14 protein-coding genes are annotated in these 16757 nt (G+C 60.1%); 7 read left to right on the forward strand and 7 right to left on the reverse strand.

Annotated elements, in window-relative coordinates:
- Positions 1–6: 6 nt before the first annotated feature.
- Genes ABIA45_RS21020 through ABIA45_RS21035 form a run of 4 tightly spaced genes read right to left on the reverse strand, consistent with a single transcriptional unit; the run spans position 7 to position 4767 of the window.
- Positions 7–1098 (reverse strand): acyltransferase, encoded by a 1092-nt coding sequence (locus ABIA45_RS21020; RefSeq protein WP_225151646.1) that lies wholly within the window; start codon positions 1096–1098, stop codon positions 7–9.
- Positions 1095–2201 carry an acyltransferase family protein gene (locus tag ABIA45_RS21025; protein WP_404653458.1) on the reverse strand — a complete coding sequence of 369 codons (1107 nt, stop codon included), beginning with the start codon at positions 2199–2201 and terminating at the stop codon, positions 1095–1097. Before ABIA45_RS21025 ends, ABIA45_RS21020 begins: the two co-directional genes overlap by 4 nt.
- 9 nt (positions 2202–2210) lie before the next feature.
- Positions 2211–3548: a hypothetical protein gene (locus ABIA45_RS21030; RefSeq protein WP_404653459.1), complete on the reverse strand. Its 1338-nt coding sequence runs from the start codon at positions 3546–3548 to the stop codon at positions 2211–2213.
- A 7-nt stretch (positions 3549–3555) separates the two neighbouring features.
- On the reverse strand, positions 3556–4767 hold the full coding sequence (locus ABIA45_RS21035; RefSeq protein ID WP_404653461.1) for an acyltransferase family protein: 1212 nt from the start codon (positions 4765–4767) through the stop codon (positions 3556–3558).
- A 570-nt stretch (positions 4768–5337) separates the two neighbouring features.
- On the opposite strand from ABIA45_RS21035, the gene ABIA45_RS21040 reads away from it, so the two are divergent.
- The 3 genes from ABIA45_RS21040 to ABIA45_RS21050 all read left to right on the forward strand — a co-directional run bounded on the left by ABIA45_RS21040 (position 5338) and on the right by ABIA45_RS21050 (position 8867).
- On the forward strand, positions 5338–5928 hold the full coding sequence (locus tag ABIA45_RS21040; protein WP_404653463.1) for a hypothetical protein: 591 nt from the start codon (positions 5338–5340) through the stop codon (positions 5926–5928).
- A gap of 31 nt (positions 5929–5959) precedes the next feature.
- Positions 5960–8191: a Wzz/FepE/Etk N-terminal domain-containing protein gene (locus ABIA45_RS21045; RefSeq protein WP_157286761.1), complete on the forward strand. Its 2232-nt coding sequence runs from the start codon at positions 5960–5962 to the stop codon at positions 8189–8191.
- A 388-nt stretch (positions 8192–8579) separates the two neighbouring features.
- Complete coding sequence (locus ABIA45_RS21050; protein WP_404653465.1) at positions 8580–8867, forward strand: hypothetical protein; 288 nt, start codon at positions 8580–8582, stop codon at positions 8865–8867.
- Positions 8868–8909: 42 nt separating this feature from the next.
- Here ABIA45_RS21050 and ABIA45_RS21055 read toward each other — a convergent pair whose 3' ends face one another.
- The gene (locus ABIA45_RS21055; RefSeq protein ID WP_370129450.1) at positions 8910–10340 is read right to left on the reverse strand and encodes an undecaprenyl-phosphate glucose phosphotransferase; all 1431 of its coding nucleotides are present in this window, start codon (positions 10338–10340) and stop codon (positions 8910–8912) included.
- A 611-nt stretch (positions 10341–10951) separates the two neighbouring features.
- Here ABIA45_RS21055 and ABIA45_RS21060 point away from each other — a divergent pair.
- Positions 10952–11689 carry a metallophosphoesterase gene (locus ABIA45_RS21060; protein WP_081492935.1) on the forward strand — a complete coding sequence of 246 codons (738 nt, stop codon included), beginning with the start codon at positions 10952–10954 and terminating at the stop codon, positions 11687–11689.
- A 66-nt stretch (positions 11690–11755) separates the two neighbouring features.
- Here the strand turns inward: ABIA45_RS21060 and ABIA45_RS21065 are convergent, their stop codons facing one another.
- Entirely contained in the window at positions 11756–12034 is a 279-nt protein-coding gene (locus tag ABIA45_RS21065; protein WP_404543485.1) for a hypothetical protein, read from the reverse strand.
- Between the two features lie 634 nt (positions 12035–12668).
- Here ABIA45_RS21065 and ABIA45_RS21070 point away from each other — a divergent pair.
- From ABIA45_RS21070 to gmd, 3 genes are all read left to right on the forward strand, one after another.
- Positions 12669–12932: a hypothetical protein gene (locus tag ABIA45_RS21070; RefSeq protein ID WP_271538512.1), complete on the forward strand. Its 264-nt coding sequence runs from the start codon at positions 12669–12671 to the stop codon at positions 12930–12932.
- A gap of 589 nt (positions 12933–13521) precedes the next feature.
- Positions 13522–13971: a transglutaminase-like cysteine peptidase gene (locus ABIA45_RS21075; protein WP_404655719.1), complete on the forward strand. Its 450-nt coding sequence runs from the start codon at positions 13522–13524 to the stop codon at positions 13969–13971.
- A 266-nt stretch (positions 13972–14237) separates the two neighbouring features.
- Positions 14238–15329, forward strand: a complete 1092-nt coding sequence (gene gmd / locus ABIA45_RS21080; RefSeq protein ID WP_271538516.1) for a GDP-mannose 4,6-dehydratase — start codon at positions 14238–14240, stop codon at positions 15327–15329.
- 94 nt (positions 15330–15423) lie between these two features.
- On the opposite strand, the gene ABIA45_RS21085 is transcribed toward gmd, so the two are convergent.
- Positions 15424–16731 (reverse strand): WcaI family glycosyltransferase, encoded by a 1308-nt coding sequence (locus ABIA45_RS21085; RefSeq protein ID WP_404653466.1) that lies wholly within the window; start codon positions 16729–16731, stop codon positions 15424–15426.
- Positions 16732–16757: the final 26 nt, after the last annotated feature.

Here is a 16757-nt window from a genome sequence, read left to right on the forward strand (position 1 = left end):
GCTCTCTCAAGCCGATTGCCCCACTTTCAGCGGTCGAAAGAACGTGCTGCGGAACGCGCCGTCCAGCAAGCGCCTCAGCCGGACCTCGATCAGTTCATAGCTGATCGCACTTGCAGCCAATGACATCACCAGCCCAAGTCCGATGAAAGCCGCCCATAGCAGCCAGCGGTCGACGCCGGCGGCAACCAGCTTCAGGCCAACCACTTGCAAGGGGAAGAGCACGAAGGGGTGCACGAGATAGAGGCTGTAGCTGATCTTGCCGATATATTGGAGCGCCGGCGTGCTCAGGGCCTTCCCGAGGCCAGATTCCGGGGCGAGCACCATGGCGAACAGCAGAAATCCGGGAATGAGGCCCACGAACGGATGAAACAGCACCAGGCTCGCATACAGCGCGGCCCCGCAGACGAGCCCTGCGACCAGACCGAGCCGTCCGGGAATGGAAATGCGAAATCCCGTCGCGCTGAACAGCATCCCGATGCAGAAGAACGCGGTGATAGGCCAGCGCATCAGGCAGGCCACGCCCAGCAGGATCAGAGGCGCAGCCAGCAGCCTACCGCCGGCGCGCCACATCGAGAATGTCAGCGCAAACCAGATGTAGAACGCCCACTCATAGGTCAGCGTCCAGGCATTCTGCTGGGCAATGGGCAGGCCGAGCGCGTCCTGCACGAAGAACAGGTTGGCCGCAAAGATCCCGAGATAGCTGGTGAGATCGATGCCGCGGAAGAATTTGTAGGCCACGATCGGCCCGATCGCGAACAGCGCAAGATGCAGCACGACGAACACTGGCATGATGCGCAGGACGCGGTCGAAGAAGAACCGCGACAGCGAACCGTGGCGTATCAGACTGGCCGGGATCAGGAAGCCGCTGATCATGAAGAACAGCTCGACACCGTGCCCGCCGACATTGATCACCGACTGCAGCCAGGGCCAGAGCGGCGGCAGAAAACCGGGATTGGGGATGTCGTACATGCCTGCCTTCGGCATGTCGTAGAAATGATCCATCAGCACGCTCAGCGCCGCGATGGCACGAAGGCCCTGGACCGAAGGAAGGAACGATCCATCATAGGCGGCGCCCGGCTGGTGAGGTGCCTTGATCACTCTGCGGCACCCTGGGTGCTGAGCACTGGCTCGAGGACGACAGGCTTTCTTCGCGCGGAGCGGAATCTTTGCCCGAAGGAAATGCTGGGCTTCTCGATGAACGTGTATGTCATCCAACTGACGAGGATCGACAATGCCAGGATGACGACCAGGAAGATCGACCATCCGAGGGGTCCGTCGCCGAACCATGCCAGGCGATGGACGTAGACAATCGCGAACGGCGACATCAGATAGACCGAATAGCTGATCACGCCGACGAATGCCATCGGGCGCCAGGCCATCCGTTCGCCGAACACGGCAAAGCCGATGAAGACAACCGCCGCGCAGATATAGGCCGATCCGATCGAATAACTGTAGAAGAAATTCTCCTGATACACGCCGCCGAACCGGCGGTCGGACAGGGTGGCGGCGAAGACCGCATACAGAAGCGTGCAGACGGTCACATGCGTCCACCGCAGCTTGCCGCCAATGACGGTGTCGCGGATGATCTTGCCCAGGAACATCGCCGATAGGTTCAAGCCGACCTCCATCACCGAGGAGACTGCCCTACTCTCAACGAAAAGTGCAGCTGTGGTTCCCACCAGCGCGGCGGCAACGACGATGGTCACCGCCGTGAAGCGCCGGTTGAGCAGCCCCATCGCAAAGAGAATGGTGCATCCGACGTAAAACAAAAGTTCGATCGCCAGCGTCCAATAGAATACCCAGAGATTCGGGACGTTCACGAAAGTCTGCAACATCGTCACGTTAGCGGCGATCTGCCCCAGCGGAAAACTCTTCGAATCCAGCAGCTGCACCGACACGAGCCCGACAACGATCGAAGTCCAATAAGCCGGATAGAGCCGGAAGAAGCGGCTGATCGTAAAATCCCGCACAGGCGTGGCGCTGTCCGGGAAGCTGAACGGAATGACGAAGCCGCTCACGAAGAAGAACAACACGACGCCGAACCGGCCAAAGTTCATGTAGTAGCCGAATATGTCGTGGAGGGGCCCGTAATAAACACCCGTCGGGTGCTTTTCCAGGATGACCTCGAACACGTGCTGGACCAGGACGGCCAGCACGGCAATGCCGCGCAGCGTGTCGATGAATGCGAGCCGTTTATGCATAGTTCGTTCTCACCTGCTTCCGCTCGCCGCCGGTACATCCGGGCGGAAGCCTTCTAATGACGGCATCGGTGGCCGTACGATGATTGGCACGGCGTCGCCCGCCCGCGCCGTGGCGGCGCGCCGCGAGAACACTTCGCTGAAGCTCAACGCGATGATCAGCAGGCCGGACGCCGGGCCGTAATTCAGAACGGTGATCGTGAACAAGTTGACGACGAAGATCAGCGTCAGCTTGTAGACGTCGGTCGTGCCGAACGTCGCCCGGAATACCATCACCATGAATGCGACGAACGGGAGTCCGAACATCAGATACGTGCCGATGTAGAAATTGTCGACGGGAACCCAGAAGGGGGCGAGCGGCGAGAACAGCTTCTGCGGATAGTTGAAGCAGCCCACGCCGCAGCCAGTCACGAGACCAACGGGCATGAGCTGGCTCAGGTAGACGAACGGCAGTTGCCAGCTGTTGTTGATGCGGTCGACGATGCTGAACAGGGTCGTGTGCGGCACCGCGGCGGTACCCGAAGCGAGCACGATCATGAAGAACGGCACCAGGATCGCGGCAAACGACCACAATGCAATGTTTCGTATCGCGGAGAAGCGCGACTTCTCCGGGAGCATCCGCACGAACACCAGCAGAATCAAGTAGAGCACGAGGACGATCATGGTCGTCTTGCTGGTCGTCAGACGGATGATGTAGACCGCAAGAGAGCCGTACAGAAGGCACCAAATCGTGCTCTTACGGATCGACGTAATTGCGAAGGACACGAGTATGAAGAAGGCCGCCATGGTACTTTCGGCAGCAAAGCCCGTGAGACGCTGATCGTCACCGCCATAGGCCCACCATAAGCGACCCGCCTCACGAACGGCGCCGAAGGACTCATATTTGTATCCGACCCAGGGCATGAAGTAGAATTTCGTCAGCAGCACGCCGATCAGCGAGAGGTAGAACGTCGCGGCGATGACCGACAGCAACTTCTTGTAGGAGCCCAGACTGGTGTCGCAGAAACAAAATCCGACGAACACCGGGAGCATCATCTTAAACGACGACATCGCCGCGTTGACCGTCCCCAGCATGAAGTAGCCGAGCACCAGCGACAGCATGATCTGCACGAGGACAACTGCAGCCATGATACTGCGATTGCGCAAGATGCAATGCACGACGAACTGGACCAGGCACAGAAGCGCAATGCCATCCGGCACGAACCAAAGCGCGTCCAAATGCATGATGCTGGTGTAGTACCGCATCATACCGCCGAAGGCATCCCGGACCAGATAGGCTGCGAGCGCGATCGCCTCGATATTGAGGCTGATCAGCATCATCCTGCGGGGTTGCAGCGAGAAGGTGCTCATGCGCGGCTCAGTTGCTCAGCCGCGCCGATTGGGCGGGGGATGGCGCAAAATCCGGGGGGCTTCCGAATGCATTTCGCAGGAGCCTGCCGCCGGGAATTTCGACATAGAGATAGGTGAGGTGCGAAACCGCGAGCACGGCGGCCAGTGAAACGACGAGATTCAGCGTCGCCGGCAGGCCTGCCCAGATCGAATCCAGGGCGGCGATTCGCCCCGCCCCCACGCCCCGCACGAAGTATTCAGCCAGCAGCACCACGAGCGCGTGCACCATATAGATCGAGTACGAACGACGCCCCAACCAGATCAGCGGCTTGGCCACCAGGATCCGCGGCACCAGCAGCGCATCCGGAAAGGCCAGCAGGCTGCCGAGGAAGATCGCGAACATCACTGGCGCGAGGAAGGTCGCGGCAGGATTGGCCTCCGCCAGGGACACCAGGACGATGCTCGCGATCATGGCGACGAATTGCAATGCGCCCTGCACGGCAGGCCCCGGCTTGGCCGGCAGGCGATCGACGATCCTCACCATCAAGACGCCCAGGAAAAAGCCGACGAAGCAGCGTAGCAAGCCGAAATCCGTCTGAAGCTCGATGCTCTTCTTTTCGAGCACGAAGATGATGAAGACGAGACTTCCGACCGCGAGCAGCCCGGAGAGGACATAGAACCACGCCAGCGAGCGCATGCGCAGGGCAATGAGAACGATCAGACCAAACACCAGGTAGGTGTAGAACTCAACGCTGATGCTCCAGCTCGGCGCATTCCAGCTGAGATAGTCGATGAACCCCATCGAGTGGAGAAGCAGGACGTTGAGGCCGAAGGAATAGGCATTGTTCACTTCGAACGCCGCAGGCGCGGCGACGACCACCCCCGCCATGACCAGGCCGATGCGCAGCAGGCGAAAGACGAGGTTTGCCAGCAGCATGACGATATGCAGCGGGTAGACTCGCGCCAGGCGCCGTACCATAAATTCGCGCAGCGAGAAGCGCGTGAAGTCGTTCTCGACATAGCTGAGCGCCATGACCATTCCGCTGAGAACAAAGAACAGATCGACCAGCAGCCATGCACTCCTGAAGAAGGAGCAGTTGATCCAGGCGTTGTGCGGGAATGCCGCGAGAAAGGTTGGCATCAGCAGCAGATGGTGGATCACCACGGAAGTCGCGGCGATCCCCCGGATGCTGTCGAGCGGCAGGACGTGCGCCTTCTCACGATGAACCAACTCCGTCACATCAACATTCCGTAGCTGTTGCACCGCAGCAGTGTGTATCAGGTCTCAACGCGTGATCAATCTCTGCAATCACGGAGCCGCATTCGATGCATGACGACCGACAATAATTTCAAAGCTTGCAGATCATTCGGACATGCGAGCGCCAAGTTCATGCCACTTTTCATCCGACGTGCGCCTGCTTCGGCGCGCAAGCCAATCGGCATGGGATGATTGCGGGTATTTGCGCGCAAAGTGTGCACGAAATTCGGCACTGTTGCGATCGAGGCCCTTGCAGCACATTGATTGCTGCGTGCCAATGTCGCACGAAAAATTCTTTCGCCAACGGGGAACAATAAACGCGCGTCGTGACTTGTGTCGGCTTTGCGACGAGCGACTGCGCCGAGTGCCCGATATGTTTTCAGGTTGCAACATTCATGGGCGTGATTTGCCGATCTCGCAGGCATTGTAGAGCTTGTTTTTGCAACCGGCGAACAAGCGGGCTCGGGCTTGTTTTGTCGCCAGCTTTGCACCAGCTTTTGCGTCGCACAAAAAGATGACACAGTTACCTGTCAAGTTTCACCTGTTCTCCTATTGCAACAGAAGCAAGGAACACGGATGGGCCGCGGACTAACACGTCGTCATGCGCAGCCGCGATGGCTAGCGATTGTCTTGATTGGTTCTGCGCTGATCGTGTCGAGCGCCGGTGCTTGCCGCGCGCAGTGCGTCGAATTCTCGGACCGCGCCTCGCAACTCGAACTCGACACCTTCGTGAAGTCGCCGTCCTCGCTCCTCGAGCGGTTGCGCAATGACAAGGAGAAGTTGCGGTATTGGCTCGCGCGCTACGTCGCGACGAATCCGTCGGTCCTGCCGTCCGTCCAGACGCTCATCTCGGCGTCGGCTTCAGCCGATCGCTCGTCCATCGGCGCTGCGCTGCGCCTTGCCGAAGCACGTTGCACGTCGACCAAGCCGGACGCCGCGCGCAAGATCAGGGATTTCGTGCAGCGGATCGGCGATCTCAACGTGCAGGCCGGTTATTCCGGCGCCGGAGAGGACAGCTCCGGCGCCCAGGCCCAATCGCAAATCAAGACCTCGCCGCAGCCGGGCCGCGGCGGCGCCCTGCTCGAGGGCGAGTGGAGGACCAAGCTGGCCAATCCGTTCAAGCCCGTCCCCCTTCCGAATTGATCCATGATCGTCAAAGGCAGCGAATTAGCACATGTACCAGCCTAGGGAACATTTCCAGTCGGGGCACCGATTCGGCATCGAATTCGGCGGGGCGGTCCTCAGCTTCGAGCGCGTGGCCGACGTCCTTCGCCGCCAATGGCCGATCATCGCGGTCTGTACGGGAGCTTCGCTGGCCCTGGTGATCGTCTACCTGGCCATGGCGCAGCCCATGTATACGGCAAATGCCCGCATCATGATGGATACGCGGCAGACGCAAGTTCTGGACAAGGACAGCAACGCCAGCAGCGCCCTGATCGACACGGGCTACGTCGACAGCCAGGTGGAGATCATCAACTCGGACGACCTCATTCTGTCCGTCGTCCGCCGCCTGAAGCTGACAGAAGACCCGGAGTTCAACGGCTCCAATCCCGGCCTGCTCTCTATCATCATCGGCAAGCTGACATCGCTATTCGGCTCCGGCGAACCAGCAAGCCAGGAGCGAATCGAACATGCGGTCGTCCAGCAGGTTCAGAAGAATCTGCGTACGGAGCGCGTGCTGACGACATATGTCCTGTCGCTGAGCTATAAAGCGCGGAGCCCCGACAAAGCCGCCAAGATCGCCAACGCGATCGCCAGTGCCTATCTCGTCGGCGCCCTGGAGGCCAAATATCAGTCCACCAAGCGGGCCACCGAATGGCTGCAGCAGCGCAGCCTCGAGCTGAGCGAGCAGGCATCGGCCAGCGATCGCGCCGTCCAGACCTTCAAGGCCGAGAACAACATCGTCGGAACCAGCCGCGGCCTGATGTCCGAGCAGCAATTGTCCGACCTCAACACGCAGCTAGTTCAGGCGCGGGCTGCGACCGCCGAAGCCAAGGCCCGGCTTGACCGGATCGACACGATCTCCGATCAGGATGTTGCGCAATCAACCGTGACGGATGCCCTCAACAACTCGGTGATCACCCGTCTGCGCGCTCAATATCTCGACCTCCAGGCCCAATATTCCGACTGGTCCAGGCGCTACGGCAAGACCCACCTTGCGGCGGTCAATCTGGCCAACAAGATGGACGAGCTGCGCAAGAACATCGCCGACGAGGTGCGTCGGATCGCAGACGCCTATCGCAGCGACTACGAGATCGCGAAGAGCCGGGAGGCCTCGCTCGAGAAGAACGTAAAGGACCTCGTCGCCCAGGCCGGCAACAAGGGCCAGGCCGAGGTCAAGCTGCGCGATCTCGAAAGTGCCGCCGACACCTACCGCAATCTCTACAACAACTTCCTGGAAAAGCTGCAAAGCGCGACGCAGAACCAGAGCTTTCCCCTCAGCGAGGCCCGCCTCATCAGCACCGCCACCAAGCCGGACCGCAAGAGCTCGCCCCGAACGGTCCTCGCCCTCGTGGGCGGCCTGGTCGGCGGCCTCTGCCTCGGCTTCGGCGCGGCATTTGCGCGTGAACTGCTGAGCGACGTGCTGCGGACCCCCGGCGAGGTCGAGGATGAGCTCGGCGTGAAATGCCTCGGCGTGCTGCCGGACATACGTCCGCCGACGAAGGCCGGCGCGTTGCTCCCGACGTCAGCGAAGACCGGCCCTCCCGATCTCTCCCGCTACGTCGTCGATCATCCGTTCTCACGCTTTGCCGAGACCTTGCGCAACATCAAGGTTTCGATCGACGTCGCGCGTCTGACCCGCGAGATCAAGGTGATCGGAATCGTCTCCTCGCTTCCAAAGGAGGGCAAGACGACGGTGGCCGCCAATTTCGCGCAGCTGATCGCCCTCACCGGGCATCGCACGGTTCTGATCGACGGCGATCTGCACACGCGCTCGCTGACGCGGGAGCTCGCGCCCAACGCCAAGACCGGCCTCGTGGAGGCTCTCAACGATCCCGCGAACCTCGGCTACCACGTGCAGCGAAGCAAGGAGACGGGACTGGATTTCCTGCCCTCCGTAGTGGCCTCGCGCATGGTCAATTCGGCCGACGTCATCGGATCCAAGGCAATGGCCGAGCTGCTCAAGGTGCTGAAGGAGCACTACGAGTACATCGTGATCGATCTCGCCCCGGTGATGCCGGTGGCCGATTCCAAGGCCGTCAGCTTCCTGATCGACGCCATGGTCTACGTCATCGAATGGGGCCAGACCACGCGAACCGCTCTGCAGGAGTCGGTTTCGGGTTCGGAAGTCCTCCAGAAGAAGCTGATCGGCGCCGTGCTCAACCGTGCGAACCCGAAGATGCTCAAGCGCATCGAGGCCTACAAGGGCAAGCACCACAACAGCTACTACGTCGAGCACGCCTAGGCGGAGGCGAGGCGCCCTCCCACTGAAGAACTGGAATGAGCTCGGGCCCGTTGCCAATTGGCAGTGGGCCTTATTCGTGCTTGGCGGTCGCTTGGATGGGCATCCCCTGCGCCCTCGCGCACGGACCGGAGATGCGGCAAGCGCTCCGGACCTGCTCGCGGGCTCCGTATTCGTCCGGAATCCACAACTTACAGTTATTGCTCTAGCCAAAAGCGAGGATTGACGGATACGGTGGTCGCCGGGAAAATTGTGCCGGTGCCATCAGCTGTCAATAAGACGATCCGAGCCTGGATGCCTGAAAATGCCGAAACTTTAGGCATCTTTCTTTCTCGGTTCCCCGGGGCTAATCTCGGCTCATTACTCGCAGTTATTTTTCCGGTAGGCTCGGATGCTGATCGTCCTGACGATTTTGACTATTTGGGTCCTGCTCAACATTCTGTTCGTGTTGATCGTGGTCCCTCCACGCAAGCCGCTCCGCCGCCCCATGGCGACGACGCTCTCACCCGCGCCCATCGACCCGAGCCGGCGCCAGATCGAGCAGGACGAGCCTTTCTCGATCCGCCATGTCATCGTCTCCGTCGCGATGGGAGCCTTCTTCGTGCTCGTGCCGCCGCTGCTCGCGCTGCGCGACGCGATCATGCGCCTCTTCCGCAGGCCGCCGCGAAATGGAACCTGAGGCCCCGGGACGGAGGTTTCCGGCGATTGAGAGATCGAGCGGCTAATAGGCTTCCTGGAACATCACTGCGGACGCGGTGCGGGCCATGATCTTCAGGTCGAGCCAGATGCTCCAATTGCTGACGTACCAGACGTCGTACTCGACCCGCTTTTCCATCAGATCGATCGTGGGCGTTTCGCCCCGGAATCCGTTCACCTGAGCCCAGCCCGTCAGGCCCGGCTTCATGTGATGGCGGTAGACATACTTGCTGATCAGCTCGTCGTAGTAATTGTCATGAGCGAGCGCGTGCGGACGCGGTCCCACCAGCGACATGTCCCCCCGTAGCACGTTCCAGAGCTGCGGCAGCTCGTCGATGCTGGTCATGCGCAGGAAGCGCCCGATCTTGGTGACCCGAGCATCCCCCTTGGTCGCCTGGGTCACCGTGTCGCCATTTTCGGCAACCGTCATGGTGCGGAACTTCCAGATCTCGAACGGCTTGCCGTTGAAGCCGCGGCGCGACTGCCGGAATATGACGCTTCCCGGCGAATCCAGCTTGATCAGCACGGCTACGGTCAGCAGCAGCGGCGTCAGCAGCACGAGCGCGAACAGAGCGACGCCGACGTCGAGACAGCGCTTCTGCAGCCGCTCGAGAATGGTCAGCGGCGGCCGCTGAATCTCGACCGCGACGGTTCCGCTGACCGGCAGGAACGGACGGGTCACGAGGTCGGCAACGGAATCGTCCGGCAGCAGGCGAATGGGCTGCGGAACGGCGCGCAAATACGGCCCGAGCTTGCGCAGCATCGGCAATTCGTTCCAGTCGATCGCGAGCAGATATTCGTCGACGTTGGCCGCGCGCGACTGACGGATGACGTCGCGAATCTGCCGCTCCCATTGGCCGTCATCCCGGTCCTCTCCGAGCACGAAATGGCGCATGACGTCGAAGCCGTTCCTGCGCAAATCCTTGAAGCGGCTCGAGGTAAAGTCGAGCGGCTTCAGGCTGAGCAGGATCACCTTGCGGTCGACCAGGCGGCTTCTCGCAAAGCTCGTGCCGAACACGGCCTGCCAGACGAAGCGCAGGCTGATCAGACCGAGCCCGCCGATCACGGCGAAGACGATGACGGTGCCGCGCGACAGATTGTCGGTCGATTTCAGCAGGAAGGCCGCAACGGCGAGGATCGTGAGCGACGTCAGCCAGATAAAGGCCGCCATTCGAAGCTGCCAAACCAGATTGAGCAGGCGGTGCGTGGAATAGACGTCCCGGAAATAGGCGATCCCGACGAACACCACGCCGACAAACAATCCGGCTCCCACCGATGCACCGTCGGGCGGCGATGCGACCACCACGCCATACAGCGAAGCTCCCGCCGCGTAGCTCAGCAGGATCAACAGAAAGTCAGCAGCGATGACGACGACCTGAAAGGGCCTCTGAAGCGCACTGCCGCGCGCAGATGACAGCGCATGAGCGCTTTCAGAACCGTAAGTTGCAACAGCCATTCGAACCTCTGCGTATAGAGAGTGCCTGACGCTCATCGTGATGCTGAAGACTCGTCAATTCCCCGCACGGAAAGTGTTGGTCGATCGCAGCGACATTGTGGCGCTGCACGCGAAACTTTTGCGGCGCACGGACGATGTGTCGCGTTGAGATGCGCGGCGAAATTCGATGCGCTGAAAATGTCGTCACAGTGCTGACATACGAGCGAACGAACTGCCCTATTTTGAATCAAGTTCCGCATCCGATGCGACGCTATCGTTGCACGGGCCGCTGTTCGCTCAAGTTTGAGGCGCTGCTTGCTGCCGACGAACGCAAACATCGGATCACTTGCGAGAATTTCCAGAGATTTCTATCTGCGGGTGTATGCGAGAATTTGCGACGAGTCATGCAGACTTGCCGCACACGCCGAGGCAGCGATGCAATTCCTACGGCCCCCTCTCGTTCCCGAAGTCCATCAAACAAGTCGGCAAAAAATGCCGTGCCCTTCTTTTGGCGTGATCGGCACCGACAACGAGCTGCGGCCCCACGGAACTCGCGTTGTTCGCGTTGGATGGACGCTCTCCGGTGCCGGTGACTTGGGGATATTTTTCCGACCACCCGATCGATGAGCGCCATGAAATCTTTTGCGCGATCCCACCCGTCGCTTCCCAAACCGCAATTGCCGGACGGCGTCCGCATTTACGCGATCTCTGATATTCACGGCTGCGCGCATCTGCTCGAGCCCATGCTGCGGGTGATCGACGCCGACGTTGCGCGCAGCCGGCCGCGCTATGCCGTCGAAGTCTTCATGGGTGACTACATCGATCGCGGCCCGGATACGCGGTCCACCCTCGACATCCTGGTCGAGCGGAGCCGCCGGGGAAATGCGGTCTTCCTCAAGGGCAACCACGAGGCCTTTCTGGTGAGGGTGTTCGAAGACCCTTCATTGTTCGAGGACTGGATCGCCTTCGGCGGGACCCAGACATTGATGTCCTACGGGCTTGCTCCGCCCGATCTCAGGCGCGACGAGCCGGCATCGATCCTGCGCGACTTGATTCGCGCCATGCCGACCGAGCATCTGGAATTCCTGGACAATCTGCGGCTGAGCTTCAGTTGCGGAGACTTCTTCTTCGTCCACGCCGGCGTTCGCCCGGGCGTGCCGCTCGCCGAGCAGACCGAGCGCGATCTGCTCTGGATTCGCGAGGAATTCCTGCAGAGCGAGGAGCAGTTCGGCAAATATATCGTCCACGGCCATACGCCGGTCCGCAGCGCCGAACTACTGGCCAACCGCGCCAATATCGACACCGGCGCCTATGCGACCGGCAACCTCACCCTGATGAGCATCCAGGGAAGCCGTATGCTCGCGGTGTGATGAGCTTCAGCCTCCTGCCACCGATGCCCGAGACCGTCTCAGGGAGGGGATGGACGTTCGCGATATCTAGTTGAGCAATTGCGGCTGCGCCGGCCGCGCACGCGTCTGGGCCATCCAGTCGCTCCAGGCTCGCTCGTGCTTGACGTAGAGCTCCACCCAACGTTCGCCAAGCCTGGCCTCTCGGACGCGCGCCGCCTCCCCGAGCAGCTCGGCGCCGGGACGGGTGTCCGGCTTGTCCAGCGCTTCGAACTCGATCGTTTCCGAGATCGTCAGACCGACAAGCACGCGCTGTCCGGCGCCGTCCACGATGTAGCGTCGCGGCGCATCCTTCTTGGGCTCACTCATGTCGTCATGTCCCATCGGGTTCAGTGTGAAGCTGGATACCGTCATCGAATGGGACGATGCCTAGAAGGCTCGCCGAGCGTGGCCGAACGTCGAGGTCGGAGCGGGCCGCGAGGCCCGGCGCAAGGCGCTGCTGGATGAGCTCACGGCTCTTCGTTGGACGCGCCAGGCGCGTAGCGCGTATCCGAGAATGAGACCAGCGCCGAAAATGGAAGCAGAGACAAACGCAGTAGTCATGAGAGTCGTCCTGGGAGCCGTCCTGGATCGTGCGCGTCCTATCAAGAGTGAGCAGTGTGTCGACATCATGGTTCTCGAGGATTCACGAGCGCCGAAAAAATGTTCAAGGTTCGATCGCTTCCATGCATGCCGCGCGCGTGGCAAAGCTGCCGACCTCTGTCTGACCTCGTCACGGCCGGAGGTGATCATCGAACACTCTCTATATATGACGACCACATATCTAAGAGACGTTCTCGCAGCCCAATGCATCAAGGCTCGTCGCGGTCGATCCGACGCGCCTCGGCGAGACCATGCGCTCCTGCAACCGGAAATTCGGCGTCAGCCGGCCTGCCCGTACCCTTGCAACCATCCGGAACCCGTCGCATTATCACCCATCGCATTTCATGAGGGATTCAATCCAATGAACTTCCGCGCCCTTATTCCAACCATTGCCCTGGCCGCTCTCGGCCTCACTTTGGCAGCATCCGCGACATCAGCCGCCGAGCTCGCGCTTGCCCCGTCACAGCGGGCAGCCGCCGTCCAGGGCGGGCTTGTGTTCTGGGACGACGTCTACCCGCCGGCGGTCTATGGCCCGCAGCTTCGCCCGGCCGAAGAAGTCGCAGCGATGAAGGCGCAGGCACGGCCGGTGTCCCAGCGCTGGTGGGGATATTGGTACGTGCGGTAAGTTCGGGAGCCCGGTCAGCTAAGCCACTGAGAACCGCGCACCACTAGCAATCGCCGCCGCAACGCTGAACGCGCTGCGGCGGTTTTTTAGTGAACCCCTGAGAACCACCGAGCTGACGACACGGTTCGGGCCACCAGCAGTTCGGGAAGCATGAGCTCACATCATGAGCCCACGACAGGGTACGGTCGCGACACGAACAGGATCAAGAACCTCTGCATGGACCTTAACTTCATTCGGTTATCGGCCTCTATAGAGGCAACAGGATGTGAAGCAGGAGCCGCCGACTCCAATGTCGTTACGAGATAGATCCTGCAGAAATTCAAGGCCAAGGACGACTATAGTCGCCTTCAGCCGACGAGATCGCGCAAGCTGCACCACGATTGTGCAGCGATTGCCTCACAATTGTCATAGCCATTCCATTGCACCGCAATATACTTCGCCTAACAATCAAGGATGTCAGGCGAACTTTCGATGATCAGACATGCGGCATGCATGCTGGCCATGATGTATTGCGTTTGCAGCCAGCCCGCCCATTCAAACTACGCATCCCAAGCGGTGTCGCCACCCGCTGTCATTCTCACAGTTCTGCATTCAATATCCCGAGGACTGCCGGCGCCACGATGATCGCAGGATCCGAGACTTCCGCTCCTCAATTCAACGTTGGCGAGAACTCGCTCAGATCAATTCAACGGTCAATTTCGGCATAGCGCCGAAGGATCCGCCCGCAAGCCGGCGTGACGCGGAGTGGCAGATATTCCCATACGAAGGCAATTGCGGTGACTATGCCGTCACCAAGCGGCATCTGCTGCTACGGTCCGGTTGGCCCAGTTCAGCACTCCTTCTCGCAGAGGTCGTCATCCGAGCAACCGGAGAACACCACCTCGTGCTGCTTGTGCGCGAGGGAAGAGCGGTCCTCGTGCTCGACAATCTAAGTCCGGTCGTCACGCCGCTGGTCGACGCGTTGGACCGGTTCACTATCGTGCGGGCGGAGTCAGGTACGGATCCACAGCGGTGGACGCGGGACGTTGTAGTCTTCTAAGTAGCGCTCTGACGACAACCGGCTCATGCCTGGAAAGTTATCGTCCGATCCGCTTTTTCGCGTAGCTCGGACACGGACACTTCAGCCTGGCTACGGCCAAGTGCGGAACGAACGCCACCACTGAAGTCTGCTGCATCTCGGTTGGGAGGTCGTCGGCCCCAGCGCCTGAGTCAAACGCCGTTAATCTAAGCTTGATTTTCGCCCCGGTTCACCCTCCCTAACCAGGTCAGTTTCGTGTAAGCACAAATTTCCATTTTGGGATTGATATGACAAAGAAACGAGCACTTATTACCGGCGTCACCGGGCAGGACGGCGCTTATTTGGCCGAACTTCTTCTGCAGAAGGGATACGAGGTTCACGGCATCAAGCGCCGGACCTCCCTCTTCAATACGGACCGCATTGATCATCTTTATCTCGACCCGCACGAGCCCGACCCGCCCTTCCGGCTTCACTATGGCGATCTCACCGATTCTTCGAGCCTGATCCGCATCGTTGGCCAAGTGCAGCCAGACGAAATCTATAATCTTGCGGCGCAGAGCCACGTTGCCGTTTCGTTCGAAGAGCCGGAATACACGGCGAACTCCGACGGTCTCGGCACCCTGCGCATCCTCGAGGCCATGCGTATTACCGGCTTGGATAGGAAGGCGCGCTTCTATCAAGCGTCAACATCCGAGCTTTACGGATTGGTCCAGGAGATCCCGCAGAAGGAGACCACGCCGTTCTATCCGCGTTCACCATACGCGGTCGCCAAGCTGTATGCCTACTGGATTACGGTCAACTACCGCGAAGCCTATGGGATGTATGCCTGCAACGGCATCCTCTTCAACCATGAATCTCCGGTCCGCGGCGAGACCTTCGTGACTAGAAAGATCACGCGTGCTTTGGCGCGCATCCATTTGGGACTGCAGGAAAGGCTTTATCTGGGTAATCTGGATGCCTTGCGCGATTGGGGACACGCGCGCGACTACGTCGAAATGCAATGGCTGATGCTGCAGCAGGACAAGCCCGAGGATTTCGTGATCGCTACTGGCGTGCAACATTCGGTCCGAGATTTTGTCGATGTCGCTGCCAACGAAGTCGGTATGACGATCCGTTGGGATGGAAGCGGCGTCGAAGAAAAGGGATATGACGCCAAGACCGGCAAGTGCGTCGTTTCGGTCGATCCTCGCTATTTCCGCCCCACGGAGGTCGCGACACTTCTTGGTGACCCGTCAAAGGCCAAGCAGAAACTTGGCTGGGAGCCCAAGACGTCGTTCGAAAGCCTGGTTCGAGAAATGATGAAGGAAGATCTCGGGTCCGCAAAGCGCGACGAGCTCATCAAGCAGCACGGGTTTAGATATTATCCGCGCCACGAGTAGTTCTCATAGATCGGCTATCAAGCAACTCAAGCAAGCAAATGAGCGCCCATTGCGGCGCTCATTCTTTTCGGGCCGTATCCTGCTGTCGAATGCCTCATGGCAATCGAACGGCATCCTCCACCGGAAGCCCAATATCGTTGGCAGAGCCCGTCGGGCTGGCATTCGTCCGCCCTGTCGCATTGCCCTGCCCTGTCATGGCGTCCGACCACCGGCGCACGATCGTGCGTCGATCCCAGCGATCAAGGGCTCGCCTTCTCCCTTCTTCGCCGTAATGCTCACGCAGGGCGGGCGCGTCGCTGAGCTGGCAGATTGCAAGCTCGAGAGCCGACGAATCTCCCGGTGGAATCACGAGGCCTGCATTCGTGACTTCCGCCGCGAGGCCGGTACCTTCTTCAGCCATCGCAATGACCGGCCGAGCAGATGCGAAGATCGCGCCGAGCTTCGAGGGCAACACGAGATCGGCGGCCTCGGCCTTCTGCGGAATCAGATGGAAATCGGCCGTGGCCATCAATTGATTGAAGCTGTCATTGGGCTGAAGCCCGAGAAAGTGGATATTGCGATGTCCGGCTGCAAGCTGCTCGAGCCTCATCTTGTGAGGCCCTTCGCCTGCAAGGATGAAGTGGATATGCGGATGACTTCGCTCCAGGCCAATCGCGGCCTCGATCACGAGTTCAAGACCCTGCTTGTTGGACATCGTGCCGGAATAAAGTCCAACGATATCGCTCTCAGCCAGGTTCAGTTGTTGACGGTATTTGGTCGCTCGAGGCCCCGGGCAGATCGCAGTCGTGTCGATCCAGTTTCTCACTTCCGCGGTTTTGTCGGGCCGCAATCCCTTGATCCTCAATCGCTCCACCATCGCATGAGAGATGGTTGAAACGTTATCGAATGACTTAAGGATCGCCGCTTCGACTCGAAGCATCCACTTCCGCAGAGAAGGATTGCGCAGCAAACCAAGATCGAACGCCGCATCCACCTCCAAATCCTGCACGTGAAGCCATGATTTGGCGCCGACGCGACGAGCGACGAACGAGACGAAGGCTGCCGACATCAGCGAAGGTGCGACAGCGATCATGACGTCGGGCCGCCAGGATAGCGCCTCAAGAAGAACCGGGGCCGAGCTCGTGAGCGCGAATGAAGCGTGATGGACTAGCCGTTTGACGCCAGAGGGATGTCCGGGCACATAAATCGGCGTACGCGTTACTCGAACTCCGTCAACATCTCTCGATCTGAAGTACGAGGAATTGAATGCAGGAGGGATTTTCCAGGCGGGGTAATAGGGAGGCGCCGTAATCACTCTGACTTCATGGCCTTCGGCGACCAGACTTTCGCAGAGCTCGGCGTTGTATTTCGCCACACCGATCAGATCGGGGGCATAATTGATGCCGACCAAGAGAACACGCATAAAGCCCGCCCCAATTCAAACTTCAG

Origin of the sequence: Bradyrhizobium sp. USDA 336, from assembly GCF_044908355.1 — a bacterium.
Lineage (GTDB): Bacteria > Pseudomonadota > Alphaproteobacteria > Rhizobiales > Xanthobacteraceae > Bradyrhizobium > Bradyrhizobium yuanmingense.

What these genes read in the sequence shown, in the direction of transcription:
- ABIA45_RS21050 (WP_404653465.1), top strand. Translation starts at nt 8,580, where the DNA reads ATGCTGATCGTCCTGACGATTTTGACTATTTGGGTCCTGCTCAACATT.
- ABIA45_RS21045 (WP_157286761.1), top strand. Translation starts at nt 5,960, where the DNA reads ATGTACCAGCCTAGGGAACATTTCCAGTCGGGGCACCGATTCGGCATC.
- ABIA45_RS21065 (WP_404543485.1), bottom strand. Translation starts at nt 12,034, where the DNA reads ATGAGTGAGCCCAAGAAGGATGCGCCGCGACGCTACATCGTGGACGGC.
- ABIA45_RS21070 (WP_271538512.1), top strand. Translation starts at nt 12,669, where the DNA reads ATGAACTTCCGCGCCCTTATTCCAACCATTGCCCTGGCCGCTCTCGGC.
- ABIA45_RS21025 (WP_404653458.1), bottom strand. Translation starts at nt 2,201, where the DNA reads ATGCATAAACGGCTCGCATTCATCGACACGCTGCGCGGCATTGCCGTG.
- ABIA45_RS21030 (WP_404653459.1), bottom strand. Translation starts at nt 3,548, where the DNA reads ATGAGCACCTTCTCGCTGCAACCCCGCAGGATGATGCTGATCAGCCTC.
- ABIA45_RS21055 (WP_370129450.1), bottom strand. Translation starts at nt 10,340, where the DNA reads ATGGCTGTTGCAACTTACGGTTCTGAAAGCGCTCATGCGCTGTCATCT.
- ABIA45_RS21085 (WP_404653466.1), bottom strand. Translation starts at nt 16,731, where the DNA reads ATGCGTGTTCTCTTGGTCGGCATCAATTATGCCCCCGATCTGATCGGT.
- gmd (WP_271538516.1), top strand. Translation starts at nt 14,238, where the DNA reads ATGACAAAGAAACGAGCACTTATTACCGGCGTCACCGGGCAGGACGGC.
- ABIA45_RS21060 (WP_081492935.1), top strand. Translation starts at nt 10,952, where the DNA reads ATGAAATCTTTTGCGCGATCCCACCCGTCGCTTCCCAAACCGCAATTG.